The following is a 17,890-nucleotide window of genomic DNA, read 5'->3' as shown; positions in this document are numbered from 1 at the left end:
CGGGAGAAAAATCGAAAAGCGCCCAGCCTTCACAGCGTATCTGGCGCTCTATCGATTATACGCACCTCTCTTCCCGGGCACGAGAGGGCGAGCGGGTTAGACCGCTTACCCTAGCTCCACTGGCGGGCACCGGCCTCAGCTGCCCCCATAGACTCAACAATCTGCTGGATACGGGCATTGGACTGCTGAGCGTAGTCTTCATCAACACAGTGGGAGGCAGGACGGCTGGGTGAGGTAATGCAGTAACGGTAGGCAGGGTTATCGACCATGGTGCTAGAAACCCAGCGGAAATCGCGCACCTGCCAGGTGCCGTCCTCCCCTCGCTCAAAAATAGGGTTGACCATAATTCCCTCGTTGTTGGCAACGTAGGAGGGTGAAAGCTCGGTGAGGTTGTTCCCCATGCCGTAGACAATCCAGGTTCCCTTGTAGTATTCGATGGGCTGTACGGCGTGGGCGTGCTGGCCCACGATCAGGTCGAACTCCCCTGAATCAACGAGAGCGTGTGCCACCTCGACCTGCTGGGCAGAGGGCTCGTGCACGTACTCATCGCCAGCGTGCATGTTGGCAATGACCAGGTCAGCGCCCTCTTCGCGGGCACGGGCAGCCTTAGCAATCATGGCTGCTGAGTCGAGCATATCGACCTGCCAGGGGTGTTCAGGAACGTAACCGTTGAGCCCGTAGGTTCCGGTGATAATTGCTACCCGGGCGCCGTTGGCGGTGGTGAAAATATCGGGCTGGGCTGCCTCTTCTTCGGTGAGAGAAGTGCCGGTAACACCCATTCCCGCTGCTTCAACCGCGCGGTAGGTTCGCTCCAGCCCCTCGGTGCCCTGGTCGTAGGAGTGGTTGGATGCCGTCATGCAGACGTCCCACCCGGTTTCAGCGGCCGCCGTCAGAATCTGGGGCGGCACGTTGAAGTTGGGGTAGCCAGAAAAGGGGCCATCCGCATCGGCGACCACTGTTTCCATCTGGCAGACCGCCAGGTCAGCACGGTCTAGGTAGGGGCGCTGTTCGCTGATGAGGGGTGTAAAGTCCAGGCCTGTGTTCCCAGCTGCCGCCGCGTCAGCCTCTGCCTGGTCCCAGAGCATATTGTGCATCAGAAAATCACCGGTAAAGAGCAGGGAGACGCAGTCCGCCTCGCCGCAGGCCCCGCCGGCGGCTGAAGCGGTCAGGGTACCCGATTCGCTGGCCTGCCCTGCATCTGCGCGTGCCACCTGCCCCTGCCCGTCCTGCTGAGCGGCGGCGTCCGCCCCGCTACTTTCCGTCGCCTGCGGGTTGGTCTCCTGCGAGCTACAACCTGCCAGGGCCAGGGTGCTCAGGCAGAGGAAGGCAAAGAGACGACGGTGCACGGTGGGGTCCTTTCAGCAGGGGTGTTACCACCACAACCCTACCTAAAGGTGCCGCAGGGCACACATTGTTACCAGATGTCTACGCCTGCCAGGGCGTAGATTGAAGCCCCGCCCTGCAACTCGATGGACGTTACCGTCGCTCCCTTCAGCTCCTTGGGCAGAGCCAGGCGGACGGTCGAGGGCATGTAGTAGCCGTCGCTATAGTCCGTTACCCGACCGGCAATGGCCGGGGTGCTGGCGGGCAGGGTCGCGGTGTGGCGCCCGCGGTCGGTGGTGATGGTGACCTGCAAGCCCTGCTGGTCGGCGGGCGCCCCGAAGGGCATGAGGTGCAGGGCCAGGGCATCGGCTGCGGGCCAGGAGCCCGTCAGGGTGGTGTGGGTAAAGGTCAGCAGCGGCACGGTGGATTCAGCCACACCAGCCTGGGGCTCGTGGCAGGCGGACGCCCCCGCGGCAGCTACCACGTTCTCGGGCAGGGTGCAGAGGGTTGAGTCCCCACTGTGGGTAAGGTCAAGAGCCGTTAGCCTGGTGGCCTCGGGGCGGTGGGTGGCCGCCAGCCAGCGGGTGGGCAGGCCAACGAGGTCTTGGGGGAAGGACGTGGGCAGGGCGGCGGACGAGGCCGGAACAACCGGCGCCAGGTCGATATCGCTCTCTGCATCCATCTGGTAGCCCTCGATAGGCATAGTAGCTGCGAACCAGCTGGTTGCTGATTCGGTGAGAACCTTCTCGTGGGTGGCGGTGTCGGGGCAGTCCATCAGGTCGCAGCCGACGCGGTCATCGACTCCCGCCGCAGATAGAGCCCGGTTCACGGACAGGTGCCCCAGCCCCTCAACACCCACCTCGTAGGCAGGGGCGATGCGCGGGGTAGCCAGGTAGCGGGTGAGCAGGCGGTTACCAGCGGTTTTGACGTCCTGGTCAAGCTCCCCGGTCAGCGACAGGTAGGGCACATCGGGCAGAGCCGGTGCAAAGGTCTCGGGGGTTTCGGTCGCGTAGTAGGGCCCGTAGGCCATGACGCTCTTGAGCGCGTCGCCGAAGACTTCTTGGGCAGCTTCAATCATGCTGGCGGAGCGCGAATGAACCAGCAGGCCGACCTGCCCCTGAGTGATATCGCCCGCGTCATCCAAGGTGATACCGGTAGCGTCGTTGGGGCTCTGGGCAGCTGATATAAGTTCGGTAACCACGGCCTTCCAGAGTTCTCGCTGGTCGTAGGCACCTTCCACATCCGACCCGATAAAGACCGGCCCTAAGTCGGGAATCAGCACGTCGTAGCCCTGGGCTGCCAGCTCATGGGCCAGGTAGTTCATGCCCCGGTCATAGCGGATCTCTTCGGTCCCGCTGGGGCAGGGGTAGGCGTAGTTTTCCCCGGTGCAGTTAGGGCCGCGCAGGTGGCTAATGACGATCAGCGGCTTGGGGCCAGCAGTGCTCCTGGATTCGGCGAAGGTGCCGCGGGCCGGGGCGGTGAAGTCCCCCACCGTCACGTTCCCTACATCTACCTGGTGGAGTTTCACGCTGTCGTCCTCAGCCCACACGCGCTCCTCAACCTGGCGGTCGGCAGGGGCGTGGGGGCCGTCCGCCCATTCCAGCTCGGTGGCGGGTGTGCCGGTGGGTGCCTGCACGGTGAGCAGCTGGTCCATGGGCACTTGGTTGGTTGCGGTCGTGGCAGGTGTACTACAGGCGGTCAGGAGCAGGACGCAGGCAGCTAGCAAGCTTGCAGCAGCGGGAATATGGCGGTGGACGGTCACGGGGGAGCATCTTCTTCGTTGAGGGTCTTTACCCTTTATTATCCCCCTTTACAGGGCCGAGCGGCAGACCCGGCGCGGCAGCTGCGAGGCTCGCGTATATACCCGCCGTTGGCTCACCGCGCAGGTTGCGGGGCCGGTAGCAGGCCAGAAGTTTGAGCAGCCGGGCTGTACGCTGACCGGTGTCTGGCTGGACGTCGATGACGGCGCACCTGCCGATACCTTCACCGGCAACTAGCTGCAGGCCGTGCAGCTCAGCCGGCACGCCGCATCCTGCCTGGAGGGTAAGCGTTTTCCCCTGCCAGCTATCTTCAATGTAGGGGGTTGAGGTTTCTACCACCAGATTGCAGCGCAGCCTGGCCGCTATCTCATCCGGGCTCGGCGGCTGTTCGGGGGTAAGCTGGCGGGCAATCTCGGCCAGGGTGGCGGTGCCGATGAGCGAGAAGGCCCCGGCGTATACCAGGTTCTGTCGGGGTGCGAAGGCCAGGGCAACAGGCTTCTCTAGGTAGGCACTGAGGGCTTCGTTGACCGGGTGGTCGTAGACCGCAAGCTGTTTCTCAGCGCCCCAGGAGGTGAAGGTGCTGGTGGCAGCCCTAGTGAGGGCGGGGACTGTGTAGCTACCTGCCCCGGGTATGTGCAGGGTGAGCTCTGCCTTTCCGTCGCGGGCGGTGAGGTCGGTGGTGATACCCATCAGGGCCGGGTGGGCGACGGTGCGAAGCACGGTGCGGTCGGCAGGTGAGACGAGGGCCCAGCGGCGGTTGTAGAGGGGGCCGGACGCGGTGATCTCGGCTGTGGTGCGCGCTTGGTGGCGGGCACCTTTGAGGGGGCTATAACCGAAGTGCGTGACGGTGAGATGCATGGTTCTAGTCTTGCACAGTGTGTTCTAATGATGCGGGGTAAGCAAAAGGCCCCCTAGCTTTAGCTAGGGAGCCTTTCTTTGTGCGCGTTAATGGATGGAGCGGCCGGGTGCGAGCGCGCGAGCACTCAAGAGGCCGCGGAATAAGCGAGCTCTGCGAGCTTGGAGAACCAGTGGCTGCTATACGCTAAAGGCTCCCTGGCCGAAGCCGGGGAGCCTTTCTTTGTGCGCGATACTGGGATCGAACCAGTGACCCCTTCCATGTCAAGGAAGTGCGCTACCGCTGCGCCAATCGCGCGTGGAGGTGAGGACGGGATTCGAACCCGCGTACACGGTTTTGCAGACCGTTGCCTAACCACTCGACCACCCCACCACACGCTCAGACCGTGGTCTGAGTTGCGAAAACGAGTTGTTTTCGAGAGAGCGGTTGACGAGACTTGAACTCGCGACATCCACCTTGGCAAGGTGGTGCTCTACCAACTGAGCTACAACCGCAACTCGAATAACTATACACAAGGGTAGGTGGTCTTTCAACCTGGCGAGACTATTGCAGGCGTACTTCTTGCCAGTCACTTATCTTGGAAAGAAGGTACCGGTCATGAGTTGCGACAACGACACTCGACTGGGTCCCCCTGAGATGGGGTATAAGTTGGTCGAGCAGGGTCATTGATAGGTGGTTGGTTGGCTCATCAAGCAGCAGGGCGTGAGGACGTTGGGCTATTATGACTGCCAAGTGGAGTCTCCTTTGCTGGCCAGCGGAAAGCTGCTCAACACGGGTGGTACGCGCTTCGCTGGTCAGTAGTCCCAGGCTTTCTAGAGTCGGCGTGTCCGGATACTCTGCGTAGGTACCTGCTTGAATGAGGCTTTGCCGATACACATCTTCTGGAGTTAGCTCCGGGTTCCATTGGGGTATCTCTTGCGACAACAGGGCCATCTTCACATCGGGCGCTACGGCCAATTTGCCATTTGTGGGGGCAAGCTCCCCTGCCAGCATAGAAATCAAGGTTGATTTACCGGTCCCGTTTCCACCGGTCACCACGATCTTTTGCCCGGTCCTTAGCGATAAGCTAACGCCCTGAGCACTGCGCCCCAGATATGCGATATCGCTAGCTTCAAGAACTAGCTTATCTTTCTGGATCCGTACCTCTGGGTACTGCAGAATACTCGGAGGCTCAGGGACTTCAATGTGATAGCTTTCCAGCTCGTTAAGACGTTGCTTAAAGGCTTTGACATGATGCGCAGCTCGTGTTGCCCGCTGATGTTTACCTGTCCCTTTGGGCGGCCGCCACCCTGTCTGCAACCTAGCTCCTGCTTCTTCCACCGCCTGTTTCAGTTCTTCTTTGCGGTTGATGTGGTCTTGATAGGCTTTCTCCCACGCAATACGATCTTTTCGTTTTCCCTTCTGCCACCCTTTGTAACCACCAGAGTAGACCTGGGGCACCCCGTGTAGTGACGGGTCAAGATCACAGAAAGTCTGCGCAACGTCAACAAGGAGTTGCCGGTCATGGCTAACTACCGCAAATCCGTTCTTTAGCTCCTGCAAAGACTGAGTCAGGAATTCAATTGATTCTCTGTCTAGGTGATTAGTCGGCTCATCAAGCAGAAGAACATCTGCCCCGGCGCCAAGAAGCACAGCAAGCCTTACTCTGTACCTTTGACCTACCGACAGGGTGCTAAGGTTTCGGGATCGGTCTGTACACGCTTTTAGTCCATGGAGCGCTTGGTCGATTTTTCTGTCAATATCCCACGCTTCCAGTGCACTGGCTTTTTCTAGCGCTTGAGCGTAGGCAGCTTCTGCGCCTTCCTGACCAAGCGCGAGCAATTCTGACGCTCTGTCGAGGTCTGCAAGTGCTGTATGTGCATGCTGAGTGGATAGTTTGATAAGGTCGCCTACAGTTTGATGGTCAACCAATGGCATATCCTGCCCAACAAAAGCGATTGTCCCCTGAGATGCCACTTCACCCAGGTCAGGGTTTTCTAGGCCTGACAGTATTTTGAGCAGGGTGCTTTTCCCTGCACCGTTCTCTCCAACGATGGCCATCTTGGTATTTGCCGATATTGTCAGGTTTAAATCTGAGAACAGTATTTTTCCGCCTCTAGTGGCAGAGATGTTTTCTGCTTTGATGTGTGCGGTGGTGGATGTTCCGCTCTGGTGAGTAACGAAGCCTAATGTTTGAGGTTCTTCGGGGTGATGTTTGTTGTTTCGCATATTCTCTACTAGTCCGTTGAGGGTACGACTATGTACCCGTTCATCTGGGGTGATGGAACGGCGGCTAAAGAGATTGAACCCTAGGTGTAAGCCGCCTTTAGCGGCGGGTCCAGGGCTTAGCGATAGCTGCTGCGAAATACATAGTGGACACTCTATCAAGTGGTGGATAGCGATGCAAAAAAGCCCCGACTCATTGAGTCGGGGCTTACGTGGAGCGGTTGACGAGACTTGAACTCGCGACATCCACCTTGGCAAGGTGGTGCTCTACCAACTGAGCTACAACCGCATATGCAATTATTTGCAATGGATTTTCATCCAGTGCGCGATACTGGGATCGAACCAGTGACCCCTTCCATGTCAAGGAAGTGCGCTACCGCTGCGCCAATCGCGCATAACACTCGCAAGGAGTGTTGCGAGCGGTTGACGAGACTTGAACTCGCGACATCCACCTTGGCAAGGTGGTGCTCTACCAACTGAGCTACAACCGCATTGTGTTTCAGTTCCGTGGGGAACCGAACCAACGAGTAAATACTTTACACTCTTTTCTAGCTCCTGCCAAATCGGAACACACCTTCACGTAAACCCTTTTTTACCGCGTGTTTTCGCGGTTTTTACCGCCACAGCCCCACCCAGCTCAAAATTTTTCTTCTATGCCCTGCACCACATCTTTGGGTACGTACACTGTAAAAAACACTTCTATTCGTCGTGGAGTTTTCATGCACCCCCAGCTTCTCACCGAACGTTTCACTTTGCGCCCCTTGCGCGAGACCGATGCAGCAACGATGGCTCAGGCCTGCCAAGACCCGGATATTATTCGCTTTTGCCTATCCGTACCCCTGAACTATACGGAAGAGACTGCCCGTGATTTCGTTGCCTACACCCATCAGGCGAGCGAGAGCGGGCATGAGCTGGTGTGGGGTATTGACGCGAGCGGGGTTTTTGCCGGTGTGGTGAGCCTGTTTAACGTCACGGGTTCTTCGGCTGAGGTCGGCTACTGGTTAGCACCGGGTAGTCGCGGTCAGGGGTTTCTGACCGAGGCCCTGGGTATGGTGGTGGGCTTTGCCCTGGACCCCCAGGGACTGGGCCTCGACCGGCTGAGTTGGAAGGCGCTTGCTGATAACGAGGCGTCCGAGCGGGTGGCTCACAGGGTTGGGTTTACGGATTTCCGTACTTTGGTGAAAAGCGAGCCGGGCCGCCCGCTTGAGGACGGCTCCACTCCCCTGCTTGATATGCGCGCCGCTGAGCTGACGCGTGACCGCTGGGCTGAGCTGGGTTTCCCCGGCTAGGCCTTATCGTCCAACATCCCCTCACGCGCCAGGGCTGTGAGGCGTGAAACCGCACGGAAGTACTTTTTCTGGTATCCGCCGGTCATCATTTCTTCTGTGAAGACCCGGTCGAAGGGTACGCCGGAGGCGATGATGGGGAGGTCTTTGTCGTAGAGGCGGTCGGCGAGGACGACGAAGCGCAGGGCGACTGCTTGTTGGGTGATGGTGGTGACGTTGCGCCAGGCGATGGCGTCGAGGCCGTCGATGAATTGGCGGTAGCGGGAGGGGTGCACGCGGGAGAGGTGGTCGATGAGGGCTTCGAAGTCGTCGATAGCGACGGTGCCAAGCCCGTCGAAACGACTATCGACCAGGGAATCGAAATCAGCATCTGCGACGGGTGCGGGGGCGGCGGGTAGGCCGCGGTGGCGGAAGTCTTCACCGTCGACGCGCAGCACGTCGAACTGGTCGGCGAGTACCTGGATTTCGCGTTTGAAGTCGGCTGCGGCGAAGCGACCTTCGCCGAGGGCGCCGGGCAGGGTGTTGGAGGTGGCGACGAGTTTGACGCCTGCTTCGGCGAGTTCGCGCATGAGACGGGACATGAGCACGGTGTCGCCGGGGTCATCGAGTTCGAATTCGTCGATGCAGACCAGCTTGTAGTTAGAGAGAGCTTCGACGGTTTTGCGGAAGGTCAGGGCGCCGACCAGGTTGGTGTATTCGACGAAGGTACCGAAGGCTTTGGGCCCTTCTACCATGTGCCAGAGGGAGGCGAGCAGGTGGGTTTTACCCACGCCGAAGCCGCCGTCGAGGTAGAGACCGGCCTTGGTGTCGTCCTTCTTCTTGCCGCCGCCGAAGAGTTTGCCAAAGAAGCCGCCCCCGCTGGTTGATCCGCCGCGGTTGATGGTTTCGCCGAAGGCGCGCAGGGCATCGACTGCTGCCTGCTGGGAGGGCTGGGCGGGGTCGGGACGGTAGGTATTGAAAGACACTTCACCGAAGCGTTCTGAGGGCCTGAACCCTGAGAGGAGTTCGTCGGCTGATACGTGGGGGGTGCGGTCGGTGAGGTGGGTGTAGGTTGCCACGTGTGGTCTTTCCCTTGGGCGCGACGGTGCGCTGGTGATTCGTACACCCACAGTCTAGTAGCTGGTGGGCAGGTTGCCCAATGTTGCGGTGGGGTTAGTGCGGGGTTGACTCTAAGCCGGTTGGCTTGTTCACAGATTTGCTGGTCAGGCTCTGGGCGGACGCCGGTGGGCGGCTTCTCGTTTTAGGCTGGTAGGTGCATACCTATTGACGTGAGTGAAAGGGATAGAGAAACGGTGGCGAAGGCGAAGAAGAAGGGGGCGGCTACGGCTGCTCTGGCTCTGTTGCAGCAGACCGGTACCGCTTTTGAGGTGCGTGAGTATGAGCATGTGGACGGTGAAACCAACTTTGGCCTGGAGGCTGCTGAAAAGCTGGGCCGCTCCCCCGAGCAGGTTTTTAAGACCCTGATGATTACCCACGAGAAGGATTTTGCGGTCTGCGTGGTGCCGGTGGGTGGCAAGCTGAACGTGAAGGCCGCTGCGGCTGCGCTGGGTTGGAAGTCTGCGAAGATGGCTGCCCCCGATGTGGCGGAGAAGCGCACCGGGTATGTGGTGGGCGGTATTTCTCCCCTGGGGCAGAAGACGGCTCACCCTACCCTGGTGGACGAAACCGCCCAGCTTTTTGACACGATTTTGGTGTCGGGAGGGCGCCGCGGCCTGGATGTGGAGCTAGCTGCCGATGACCTGGTTGCGCTGACACAGGGGGCCTACGCCGATATTGCGGCTGCTTAGCCAGCCGGTGACGGTGTCGAACCAGAGCTGCGGGTCTACGTTCCATTCCCTGGTGTGAGGGGCCTTTTCGAAGGGTACAAAGTCCACTAGGGGCGATAGCTCTGCCAGAGCCTGTGAGGGCTGGTAGGGCACATAAGTGTCATCGACCGAGTGCATGATCAGGGTGGGCACGGTAATGTCGCTTGTCCGGTGGGGCCAGGAAATCTGTTGCAGGCTGATGGGTTCTTTCAGCCCGGTGAGGGTGCTGAGGGCGGGGTGGGTGATCATCTGTACACCCAGCTGACCGATGCGCAGCGGGATCTTGTTCAGGTGCGTGTGGTACTGGATGAGCTCAAGCCAGTCCAGGGCAGGGCCGTCCAGCACCAGGGCTTGAATAGCCCGGCGGTTACGGGCCAGGTCGGCGGTCTGCATGCAGATTGACCCGCCCATAGACCACCCAAAGAGCACTACGCTGCGAGCGCCGTGGGCCAGGGCATAGTCGATGGCAACTTCGACGTCCCGCCATTCGGTGAAGCCCAGACCGTAGCGGCCGTCTTCGCTGGCGGGTGCTTCGCGGTCGTTGCGGTAGCTCATGTGCAGGCTGGTGAGGCCCAGGGCCTGGGTGGCGTCGAGGGCGCGCAGGGTTTCGGCGCGGGTTGCGCCCATGCCGTGCACCATGATGGCCCAGGTGTCGCTCGGTTCAGGGGTACCGGATTCGCCAGTTGCTTGGCCTTCCGTTATTTGCTCGCCCAGTGCCGCCCCGGGGTGTACGACCCATGCAGGGGCGGGGCCTACCGGCAGGGACAGTTCAATATCTTCAGCCCGATAGCCGGCCATAGCGGGGTCGGTGGCAACGACCCCGGTCAGGCGTCCGCGCTTTATATCTGCCATTGTGCCCCGGTAAATTTTTTCGATGCTCCGCACCACGGTCCTATCCCCCGGCAGGTAGGAGGTCAGCTCCCCCAGCAGGGCAAAGCCCGCCCCGCCCGAGAAGTAGAAGCCGTAGTGCCCCGGTGCCAGGGTACGTTCGGTGGCATCTATACGGATGCTGGTAGGCTGCTGCCCCTCGGCGATATCGGCGCTGCTGTAGCCCAGGGAGTGCACGCGGACGTCCTCAACCGGCGCTTTAGGAGGAACCACGATTTTGCGGGCGAAATGGGTGGCGATTCCTGCGGTGCCCAGGGCAGCGGCGCAGGCCAGGGTCGCTCCGGCGGCCCCGGCAACCCCCGCTACGGTAGCTAGGGTGAGGGTGCGGGCGGGTGTTGGGTGTGCGTGCTCAGTAGCCATAATGTCCAGTTTACGGGAATAAGAGCCCGCTGCGCCCGCTTATACTGGTGCACAGATACCGCCGTGATGAAAGCGAGCAAGCCATGAGTGATTCTCTGCCCGGCCTTGGTGCCATTGCCAAGAACTGGAAGGAAGTTCTGAACCCCGATGAGTACGCGGTGCTGCGCCAAGGCGGTACGGAGCGAGCTTTTACCGGTAAGTATTGGGACACCACCACCGAGGGCGTCTACGCCTGTAGGGCCTGCGGTACCGAGCTGTTCCGGTCGACCGAGAAGTTTGAGAGCCACTGCGGCTGGCCCTCTTTCTTTGAGCCGCTCGCTGCTGACCGGGTGCGCTACATCGAGGACCGCTCTTTAGGCATGGTGCGCGTTGAGGTGCGCTGTGCCGCCTGCGACTCCCACCTGGGCCACGTATTTGAGGGTGAGGGCTACGATACCCCCACCGACCTGCGCTACTGCATCAACTCAATTAGCCTGACGCTGCACGAGAAGCCGGTCGAAGGTTAGGGTTCACTGGCCCCAGCCAGCGGGGTAAAGCTGGCATAATAGGGAGGTAGTTTTCCACCGGGAGGGAGTTTTATGGTGGCGCAACCTGTAGGGGGAACAGGTTCTCAGTTTGATTTACCTGAGGGGATTAGTATCCCCGAGGTGGTGTATCTCGACGAGCCTGAGGGAGGCACGCCGAGCGTCATTAACACCGAACGCGGCCTGCACCGCGTTGCCGATATTTTGGCGGCCGAGAGCGGCCCGGTTGCTGTTGATACCGAGCGAGCTTCTGGAATTCGCTATGGTCAGCGAGCTTTTTTGGTGCAGCTCAAGCGCGGTAATTCCGGGGTGATTCTGATTGACCCCGAGAGTTTTGACGACCTCACCCTGATTAATGACGCCCTGGCCGGGGCTGAGTGGGTCTTGCATGCCGCGACCCAGGATTTGCCCTGTTTGGCGGAGATTGGCATGTACCCCGATGCCCTCTTTGATACCGAGCTGGGCGGACGCCTGGCCGGGTTTGAGCGCGTCGGGCTGGGGTACATGGTAGAGAACCTGTTGGGCTACAAGCTGGCCAAGGAGCACTCTGCCGTGGACTGGTCCCACCGCCCGCTCCCCGCCGCCTGGCTGAACTATGCCGCTTTGGACGTTGATATTCTGCTTGATCTGCGCGATGCGGTGGAAGATGAGCTGCGGGCCCAAGGCAAGCTGGCCTACGCGCTTGAGGAGTTCCGCTACGTGTGCGAGCACCCTGAGCGTGAAGAGAAGCCCGACCCCTGGCGCAAGACCAAGGGCATTCGCGATTTGAAGACCCGCCGCCAGCTCACCGCCCTGCGGAACCTCTGGTACGAGCGTGAACACCTGGCACAGAAGAAGGATGTTGCCCCCAAGCGCCTGCTACCCGACGCGTCCTTGATTACTGCCGCCCGGCTGATGCCGCGCACCGTCCCGGCTATTTTGCAGATTCCCGGCTTTCAAACCCGTGCTCTCAAGCGGGAGGCGCCGCGCTGGCTGAAGGCCCTAGCGGACGCGAAGAAGGAGGCGGAGCCCGTCCCCTTCACGACCCCGGCGTCCGGTCCCCCACCGCTGAAAGCCTGGGAGGTCAAGCGTCCTGAATCTGCCCAGCTCATTGCTGAGGCAAAGCCTGCGGTGCTCGCTGCAGGCGAGCGCATGAACATGCCGCAGGAGAACGTCCTTGCCCCCGATGTGCTGCGCCGCCTGTGCTGGGACCCGCCTGCCGGGTCGTCCGCTGAGGAACTTAGGGTAGCCCTGCTTGAACTTGGGGCACGCCAGTGGCAGATTGAACTTATAGCCCCTGACCTGGCTGATATTTTTGCCCGGGTTAGACATTCATCTACAAAGTAAGGTTCAACTATGTGCACGACCTGTGGTTGTCAGAAGGAAAACAAGGATGCCCCCACCCCCGCTGAGCAGGCCGAGGTCGGTGGGCGCGGGCTCACCCGCCGCCAGGCGGTAGCGGGAACTGCGGGTCTGGCCGCCGGTGCCGCGCTGCTGACTGCCTGCGGTTCTTCTGACGAGTCTGAGAGCCTGACCGCCAGCGACGGCCGCCCGGCGCAGGCCACCGACATGGCCGCGGTTGAGGACGTTCCCGTAGGTGGCGTCATCCAGGCCAACAACGACGGGGTAACCGTCATGATTACCCAGCCGACCGAAGGCACCTTCCACGCTTTCTCCTCGGTGTGCACCCACCAGGGCTGCCAGCTGAACGCACAGAAGGAAAAGACCATGACCTGCCCCTGCCACGCCTCAGTATTCTCGCTGGAGGACGGGTCGGTTCAAGGAGGCCCAGCAGAAACCGCCCTGCCCGAGTTCACGGTGGAGGTCAAGGACGGCAGGATCTGGGTTTCCTAAGCTAAGAGTTTTTTTGGGGGGGGGGTGAAGTAGACTCGCGTTCGCTGCCTACCCTCTTGCTGGTTCGCTAACTGGCTCGCAAGCTCGCCAGATTCGCACCGAGATTTATTTTCCTCGCGCGCTCGGAATCTCGGTGCTCATCACCAGCGATTCACGCCCCGCCTTGCGGCGGATTCCGTTCGCTCTTGTGTGCTGCATCTTCGCTTCGCTCAGATGATTCGCACCAGTTTCTTTGTCGCCTGTGGGCGGAAGCTGGTGCTCATCCGCCCACTCCATCGAGCCAGCAGCTTCGCTGCGAGTCTACTTCATCCCCTTTTAAAGAAGTCCCCCCACCCTTAACCATCACTTAGCTAGTGTGCTTCGGCTTCTCCCCTTCGGTGCGGGCGAAGGGCACCATGTTACCGGCGAGATGTGCGAGAATATCGGCGCTAATTTTCTGGGGGGTAAGCCCGACTTCTTCGAGGATTTCACCGCGTTCGGCGTGCTTGATGAATTCGGCGGGCAAGCCCAGTTCGTTGAGGGCGGTATCGATTCCGGCTGCTCGCATTTCTTGACGGATGCGGGATCCTACGCCGCCTGCCCGCACGCCGTCCTCCATGGAAACGACGATGCGGTGTTCACCGGCGAGGGTTACTACGCTGGCGGGTACGGGCATGACCCAGCGGGGGTCGATGACGGTTACGCTCACGCCCTGCTCGGCGAGTAGGTCTGCAGTATCGAGAGCGAGACGGGCAAAGGCACCGACTCCGATGATGAGCACGTCGCGCTGGCCGCTTTCGGGGTTGGGTTCGCCGTGGAGGGCAAGGACGTCCGTGCCGTCTGCCAGGCGCTCAAGGGCGGGGATGTCGGCGCCCACTGAGCCCTTGGGGTAGCGCACCACTGTGGGGGCGTCCTCGATGGCGACAGCTTCGCGGAGTTCTTCGCGCAGGGTCACAGCGTCGCGGGGTGCTGCTAGGTGCAGGCCGGGGATGAACTGCAGCAGGGCCAAATCCCACATGCCGTGGTGGGAGGCTCCGTCGGGGCCGGTGACGCCGGATCGGTCCAGCACGATGGTTACGCCGGCCTTGTGCAGGGCGACGTCCATGAGCAGCTGGTCGAAGCCGCGGTTGAGGAAGGTCGCGTAGAGGGCGATCACGGGGTGCTGGCCGCCGTAGGCCAGGCCCGCACTCATAGCGATAGCGTGCTGTTCGGCGATACCCACATCGATGACGCGGTCGGGGTGGGCAGCAGCCATAGGCTTGAGGCCGACGGGAATGAGCATAGCGCCGGTGACACCGACGATGTCGTCGCGTTCATCGGCGATGTCTTTGATTTCTTGGGCAAAGACGCTGGTCCAGGATTTTCCGAACGACTTCGCCAGGGCCTCGCCGGTGTCGGGGTCGATGACGCCGACGGCGTGGAACATGTCGTCCTTATCGCTGACGGCCGGCGCGTAGCCGTGCCCCTTTTCGGTGATGGCGTGCACGATGACGGGCCCGCCAAAGTTTTTAGCGGATTCCAGGGCCGTTTCTACGGCTTCGAGGTCGTGCCCGTCGATAGGGCCCACGTACTTCATGCCGAGATCTTCGAAGATACCGCCGGGCACCATGACGTCCTTGATGCCGGCCTTCATGCCGTGCAGGCCGCGGTAAATCATCTGGCCTACCGAGCCGCCCTTTTGAAGCTTTGTGCGGGCAGCTGCCAAGGTGCGCTCGTAACGGGAATCTAGACGCACCTTATCGAGACGGTTCTGCAGTTCGTGCTGCAGGGCAGCCAGCTGGTTGGCAAAGCCGCCAACGGTGGGGGCGTAGGAGCGGCCGTTGTCGTTGACGACGATGACGACCTTGCGGTTTTTATCCGCTGCGATGTTGTTGACCGCTTCCCAGGCCATACCGCCGGTGAGTGCACCGTCGCCAATGACGGCTACGGTGTAGCGGTTGTCCTGACCGGTGAGCTGGTAGGCGCGGGATATACCGTCTGCCCATGAAAGAGATGAGGACGCGTGCGAGGACTCAACGATATCGTGGTCAGATTCTGCGCGCTCAGGGTAACCTGCAATACCGCCCTTTTGGCGCAGGGTTTCAAAATTCTGGCGGCCAGTCACCAGCTTATGAACGTAGGACTGGTGGCCGGTATCAAAGACAATGGAATCTTGGGGGGAATTGAAGACCCGGTGGATACCTAAGGTCAGTTCGACAACACCCAGGTTGGGTCCCAGGTGCCCGCCGGTTCGCGAGACATTGTTAACGAGGAACTCACGAATCTCTTGGGCAAGCTCGGTGAGCTGCTCAGAGCTCAGAGCGTTCAGGTCGCTCGGCTCACCAATAGTTTCTAGTAGTCCCACGATTACTCCCCCGTTCACCGGCTAGCTGCGCTCCAACGTCCTTGTAGCTGTGGGCGGCAGTCACCGGTCAAAAGTCTAGTGTGTTGCAATTAAGTAACTTTACCCGCTCAGTGCTGGTTTAGCGATTCACAGTGTGGGAAGTAGCGTAGCGCTTGTGTTTCAGTTAGGTTTCATCACGCGTGGCGCTTTTCAAATGTATATACGAGCCGCTAGTATCAGTGTTCAACAGCTCATACTGTGTACTGGCACACAAATTTAGGTCACAGTGAGACTGAATCATTACCAGGCTAGTTCCCTCACTAGCCCCGCACGAATGGATTTCTTCTATGACCGCAGCAATCAACTGGGCGAACAGTATTATCTGGTCACCCGTGCTGGTATATCTCTGCCTGGCTGTTGGCGTGTACTTCACCATCCGCACCCGCCTACTCCAGATCCGCCAGATTCCCACCATGATTCGCGCGACCTTCAAGGGCGAGTCGTCTAAGGACGGCGTCTCGTCCTTCCAGGCCCTTGCCATGTCACTCGCTGGCCGCGTAGGCACCGGTAACATCGCCGGCGTTGCCACCGCCATCGCCTTCGGCGGTCCCGGCGCCGTCTTCTGGATGTGGACTGTAGCCTTCCTGGGCTCATCCACCTCCTTCATCGAGTCCACACTGGGCCAGATTTATAAGGAACGCGATAAGGTCACCGGCGAGTACCGTGGCGGCCCCGCCTACTACTTTGAAAAGGCCTACCGCCACACCAAGTACTCCGGGCTCTTCAAGGTCTACGCCTCCATCTTTGCTTTTGCTACCGTCCTTGCATGCGGCTTCTTCCTGCCGGGCGTTCAGGCTAACGGTATTGCAACCTCCATGCAGGGAGCCTTCCCCGAGGTTCACCCCTGGATGACCGCCACCGGTATCACCATCCTGCTGGCCTTCATCGTCGTTGGTGGCGTCAAGCGTATTGCAACCTTCGCCTCTGTTGTGGTTCCCTTCATGGCTATCATCTACATCGTGCTGGCCATGATCGTAGCCTTCGTCAACATCAACATGCTGGGCGACGTTATCAACCTGATCTTCTCGTCAGCGTTTGGTCTGCACGCAACCTTCGGTGCCATCATCGGTACCGCCGTTGAGTGGGGCGTCAAACGCGGCATCTACTCCAACGAAGCTGGCCAGGGCACCGGCCCCCACGCCGCTGCAGCTGCTGAGGTAAAGCACCCCGCCACCCAGGGCTTCGTACAGGCGATGGCCGTTTACATCGACACCCTCTTCGTCTGCTCCGCTACCGCCTTCCTGATTCTTTCAACCGGTATGTACCGCGTCTACGAGGGCGGCTCAGCCGACACCCCCGTGCTAGCAGAGGGCCCGGGCAACCTGGCCGAGGGCGTCACCGTTGGCCCGGCTTTCACCCAGGCTGCGTTTGACACCTTCATCCCCGGTGCTGGCCCCATCTTTATCGCGGTTTCGCTGGGCTTCTTCGCCTTCACAACCATCGTGGCCTACTACTACATGGCAGAAACCAACCTTCGCTACCTGACCCGCAACCTGCAGAACAAGACCCTGGGCAACGCCCTGCTGCGTCTGCTCCAGCTGCTGATTCTGACCGCAACCGTTATTGGCTGCGTCAGCACCGCAGGTGCCGCCTGGTCCCTGGGTGACATCGGTGTGGGTCTGATGGCCTGGCTGAACATCGTCGGTATTCTGGTTATCCAGAAACCCGCCCTGCAGGTACTCAAGGACTACGAGCAGCAGAAGAAGCAGGGTCTTGACCCCATGTTCGACCCCCGCCCCCTCGGTATTAAGAATGCTGATTTCTGGGAGACCTACTACGATGTGAAGACCGGCGCTATCCCGGTTCAGGACGCCAAGTAACCGTCTCTACGCTCTAGCATCACGTGCCCCGCACCGCCCTAGGCTGTGTGGGGCACTTCTGCGTGTAGGGTGGGGTCATGAGCACTCTTCATCCCTCCCCGCTGGACGACCAGCGTCCCACTCGGGAGCAGCTTCAAGACTTCGTTAACGGCACCCTTGACGACCGGCTGCCTGCGGCTGGCACTGCCCTCCGTCTGCTGATCGTGGGTATCAACCCCGGGCTGTGGACGTCCGCCGTCAACGCCCCCTTCGCTTTTCCCGGTAACCGCTTCTGGCCATCGCTTGATAGGGCAGGCATCGTTACCCCCAGGGTTGACGCTTCACGCGGCTTGAGCGACGAGGTTGAGGAACAGCTAGCCAGCCTGGGTATCGGCATAACCAACCTGGTTGACCGGGCAACGGCACGGGCTGACGAGCTCACAGCCCAGGAGCTGAAGGACGCCCTCCCCCGGCTAGTTGCCCTCACTCAGGTCTATAGACCGCAGGCTGTAGCGATTGCGGGCATCACAGCCTATCGAACAGCCTTCGGCGACAGAAAGGCTCAGCTGGGGCGACAAGACACCTCCCAGATTGAGGGGTGGAACCCGGCGAGCCAGCTCTGGGTCGTGCCTCAGCCAAGCGGTTTGAATGCCCACGAAAATATTGATTCCCTAGCTGATAAGTGGCGGCAGGTCTGGGACTCCACACAGCCACTCACCTAGCCACCCCGTCCTTGCCGCCACACACAAGGGACCAGATTCCTCCCCAAATCCTCATTGCCCACAGATACTTTGAACACTCATCTGGTCCCAACTCTATAGAAAACAAACAAAAAGGTCTGTGGCCCACACTGAAAAGTGGGAGCCACAGACCGTGAACCCGTTATCGC

At 60.4% G+C, this 17,890-nt stretch carries 14 protein-coding genes and 6 tRNA genes; 7 read left to right on the top strand and 13 right to left on the bottom strand.

The features are described from left to right. Positions 1 to 110: 110 nt before the first annotated feature. The 10 genes from VSX42_RS00980 to VSX42_RS00935 form a co-directional block, all read right to left on the bottom strand. A complete protein-coding gene (locus tag VSX42_RS00980; protein ID WP_326502560.1) occupies positions 111 to 1,346 on the bottom strand; it encodes a CapA family protein in 1,236 nt (411 codons plus the stop codon). Between the two features lie 68 nt (positions 1,347 to 1,414). Continuing rightward, positions 1,415 to 3,085 (bottom strand): hypothetical protein, encoded by a 1,671-nt coding sequence (locus tag VSX42_RS00975; protein WP_326502559.1) that lies wholly within the window; start codon positions 3,083 to 3,085, stop codon positions 1,415 to 1,417. 28 nt (positions 3,086 to 3,113) lie between these two features. Beyond that, positions 3,114 to 3,941 (bottom strand): MOSC N-terminal beta barrel domain-containing protein, encoded by an 828-nt coding sequence (locus tag VSX42_RS00970; protein WP_326502558.1) that lies wholly within the window; start codon positions 3,939 to 3,941, stop codon positions 3,114 to 3,116. 223 nt (positions 3,942 to 4,164) lie between these two features. Continuing rightward, positions 4,165 to 4,236, bottom strand: a tRNA-Val gene (locus tag VSX42_RS00965). A gap of 1 nt (position 4,237) precedes the next feature. Continuing rightward, positions 4,238 to 4,311: transfer RNA gene (locus VSX42_RS00960), tRNA-Cys, on the bottom strand. 49 nt (positions 4,312 to 4,360) lie between these two features. Next, positions 4,361 to 4,433: transfer RNA gene (locus tag VSX42_RS00955), tRNA-Gly, on the bottom strand. A gap of 49 nt (positions 4,434 to 4,482) precedes the next feature. After that, complete coding sequence (locus VSX42_RS00950) at positions 4,483 to 6,147, bottom strand: ABC-F family ATP-binding cassette domain-containing protein (RefSeq protein WP_326502557.1); 1,665 nt, start codon at positions 6,145 to 6,147, stop codon at positions 4,483 to 4,485. A 210-nt stretch (positions 6,148 to 6,357) separates the two neighbouring features. After that, positions 6,358 to 6,433 (bottom strand) — tRNA-Gly (locus tag VSX42_RS00945). A 33-nt stretch (positions 6,434 to 6,466) separates the two neighbouring features. Beyond that, positions 6,467 to 6,538: transfer RNA gene (locus tag VSX42_RS00940), tRNA-Val, on the bottom strand. Positions 6,539 to 6,562: 24 nt separating this feature from the next. Beyond that, a tRNA-Gly gene (locus VSX42_RS00935) sits at positions 6,563 to 6,635 on the bottom strand. A gap of 228 nt (positions 6,636 to 6,863) precedes the next feature. Here VSX42_RS00935 and VSX42_RS00930 point away from each other — a divergent pair. Continuing rightward, positions 6,864 to 7,433, top strand: coding sequence for a GNAT family N-acetyltransferase (locus VSX42_RS00930; protein WP_326502556.1), 570 nt, complete (start codon positions 6,864 to 6,866; stop codon positions 7,431 to 7,433). Here the strand turns inward: VSX42_RS00930 and zapE are convergent. Then, positions 7,430 to 8,488, bottom strand: a complete 1,059-nt coding sequence (zapE, locus tag VSX42_RS00925) for a cell division protein ZapE (protein ID WP_326502555.1) — start codon at positions 8,486 to 8,488, stop codon at positions 7,430 to 7,432. The genes VSX42_RS00930 and zapE overlap by 4 nt on opposite strands. A gap of 234 nt (positions 8,489 to 8,722) precedes the next feature. Between zapE and ybaK the strand changes: the two genes are divergently transcribed. After that, the gene (gene ybaK, locus VSX42_RS00920) at positions 8,723 to 9,217 is read left to right on the top strand and encodes a Cys-tRNA(Pro) deacylase (protein ID WP_185173059.1); all 495 of its coding nucleotides are present in this window, start codon (positions 8,723 to 8,725) and stop codon (positions 9,215 to 9,217) included. Here the strand turns inward: ybaK and VSX42_RS00915 are convergent. Further along, positions 9,155 to 10,483, bottom strand: coding sequence for a lipase (locus VSX42_RS00915; protein WP_326502554.1), 1,329 nt, complete (start codon positions 10,481 to 10,483; stop codon positions 9,155 to 9,157). The two genes, ybaK and VSX42_RS00915, sit on opposite strands and share 63 nt — an antisense overlap. A gap of 83 nt (positions 10,484 to 10,566) precedes the next feature. Here VSX42_RS00915 and msrB point away from each other — a divergent pair, with 83 nt between their 5' ends. From msrB to VSX42_RS00900, 3 genes are all read left to right on the top strand, one after another. Then, positions 10,567 to 10,989, top strand: a complete 423-nt coding sequence (gene msrB / locus VSX42_RS00910; protein ID WP_326502553.1) for a peptide-methionine (R)-S-oxide reductase MsrB — start codon at positions 10,567 to 10,569, stop codon at positions 10,987 to 10,989. Positions 10,990 to 11,061: 72 nt separating this feature from the next. Continuing rightward, positions 11,062 to 12,333, top strand: a complete 1,272-nt coding sequence (locus VSX42_RS00905; protein ID WP_326502552.1) for an HRDC domain-containing protein — start codon at positions 11,062 to 11,064, stop codon at positions 12,331 to 12,333. Between the two features lie 9 nt (positions 12,334 to 12,342). Then, positions 12,343 to 12,840 carry a Rieske (2Fe-2S) protein gene (locus VSX42_RS00900; RefSeq protein WP_326502551.1) on the top strand — a complete coding sequence of 166 codons (498 nt, stop codon included), beginning with the start codon at positions 12,343 to 12,345 and terminating at the stop codon, positions 12,838 to 12,840. Positions 12,841 to 13,186: 346 nt separating this feature from the next. Here VSX42_RS00900 and dxs read toward each other — a convergent pair whose 3' ends face one another. After that, a complete protein-coding gene (dxs, locus tag VSX42_RS00895) occupies positions 13,187 to 15,163 on the bottom strand; it encodes a 1-deoxy-D-xylulose-5-phosphate synthase (RefSeq protein WP_326502550.1) in 1,977 nt (658 codons plus the stop codon). 326 nt (positions 15,164 to 15,489) lie between these two features. Here dxs and VSX42_RS00890 point away from each other — a divergent pair, with 326 nt between their 5' ends. Together VSX42_RS00890 and VSX42_RS00885 are read left to right on the top strand one after the other, a co-directional pair. Continuing rightward, positions 15,490 to 17,022 carry an alanine/glycine:cation symporter family protein gene (locus VSX42_RS00890; RefSeq protein WP_326502549.1) on the top strand — a complete coding sequence of 511 codons (1,533 nt, stop codon included), beginning with the start codon at positions 15,490 to 15,492 and terminating at the stop codon, positions 17,020 to 17,022. Between the two features lie 77 nt (positions 17,023 to 17,099). Continuing rightward, positions 17,100 to 17,723, top strand: coding sequence for a mismatch-specific DNA-glycosylase (locus VSX42_RS00885; RefSeq protein WP_326502548.1), 624 nt, complete (start codon positions 17,100 to 17,102; stop codon positions 17,721 to 17,723). The last annotated feature ends 167 nt before the right edge of the window (positions 17,724 to 17,890 follow it).

The organism is Rothia nasimurium, from assembly GCF_035916755.1.
GTDB lineage: Bacteria > Actinomycetota > Actinomycetes > Actinomycetales > Micrococcaceae > Rothia.
The sequence above is the reverse complement of the archived record's forward strand: the minus strand, read 5'-3'. Positions and strand labels throughout refer to the sequence as shown.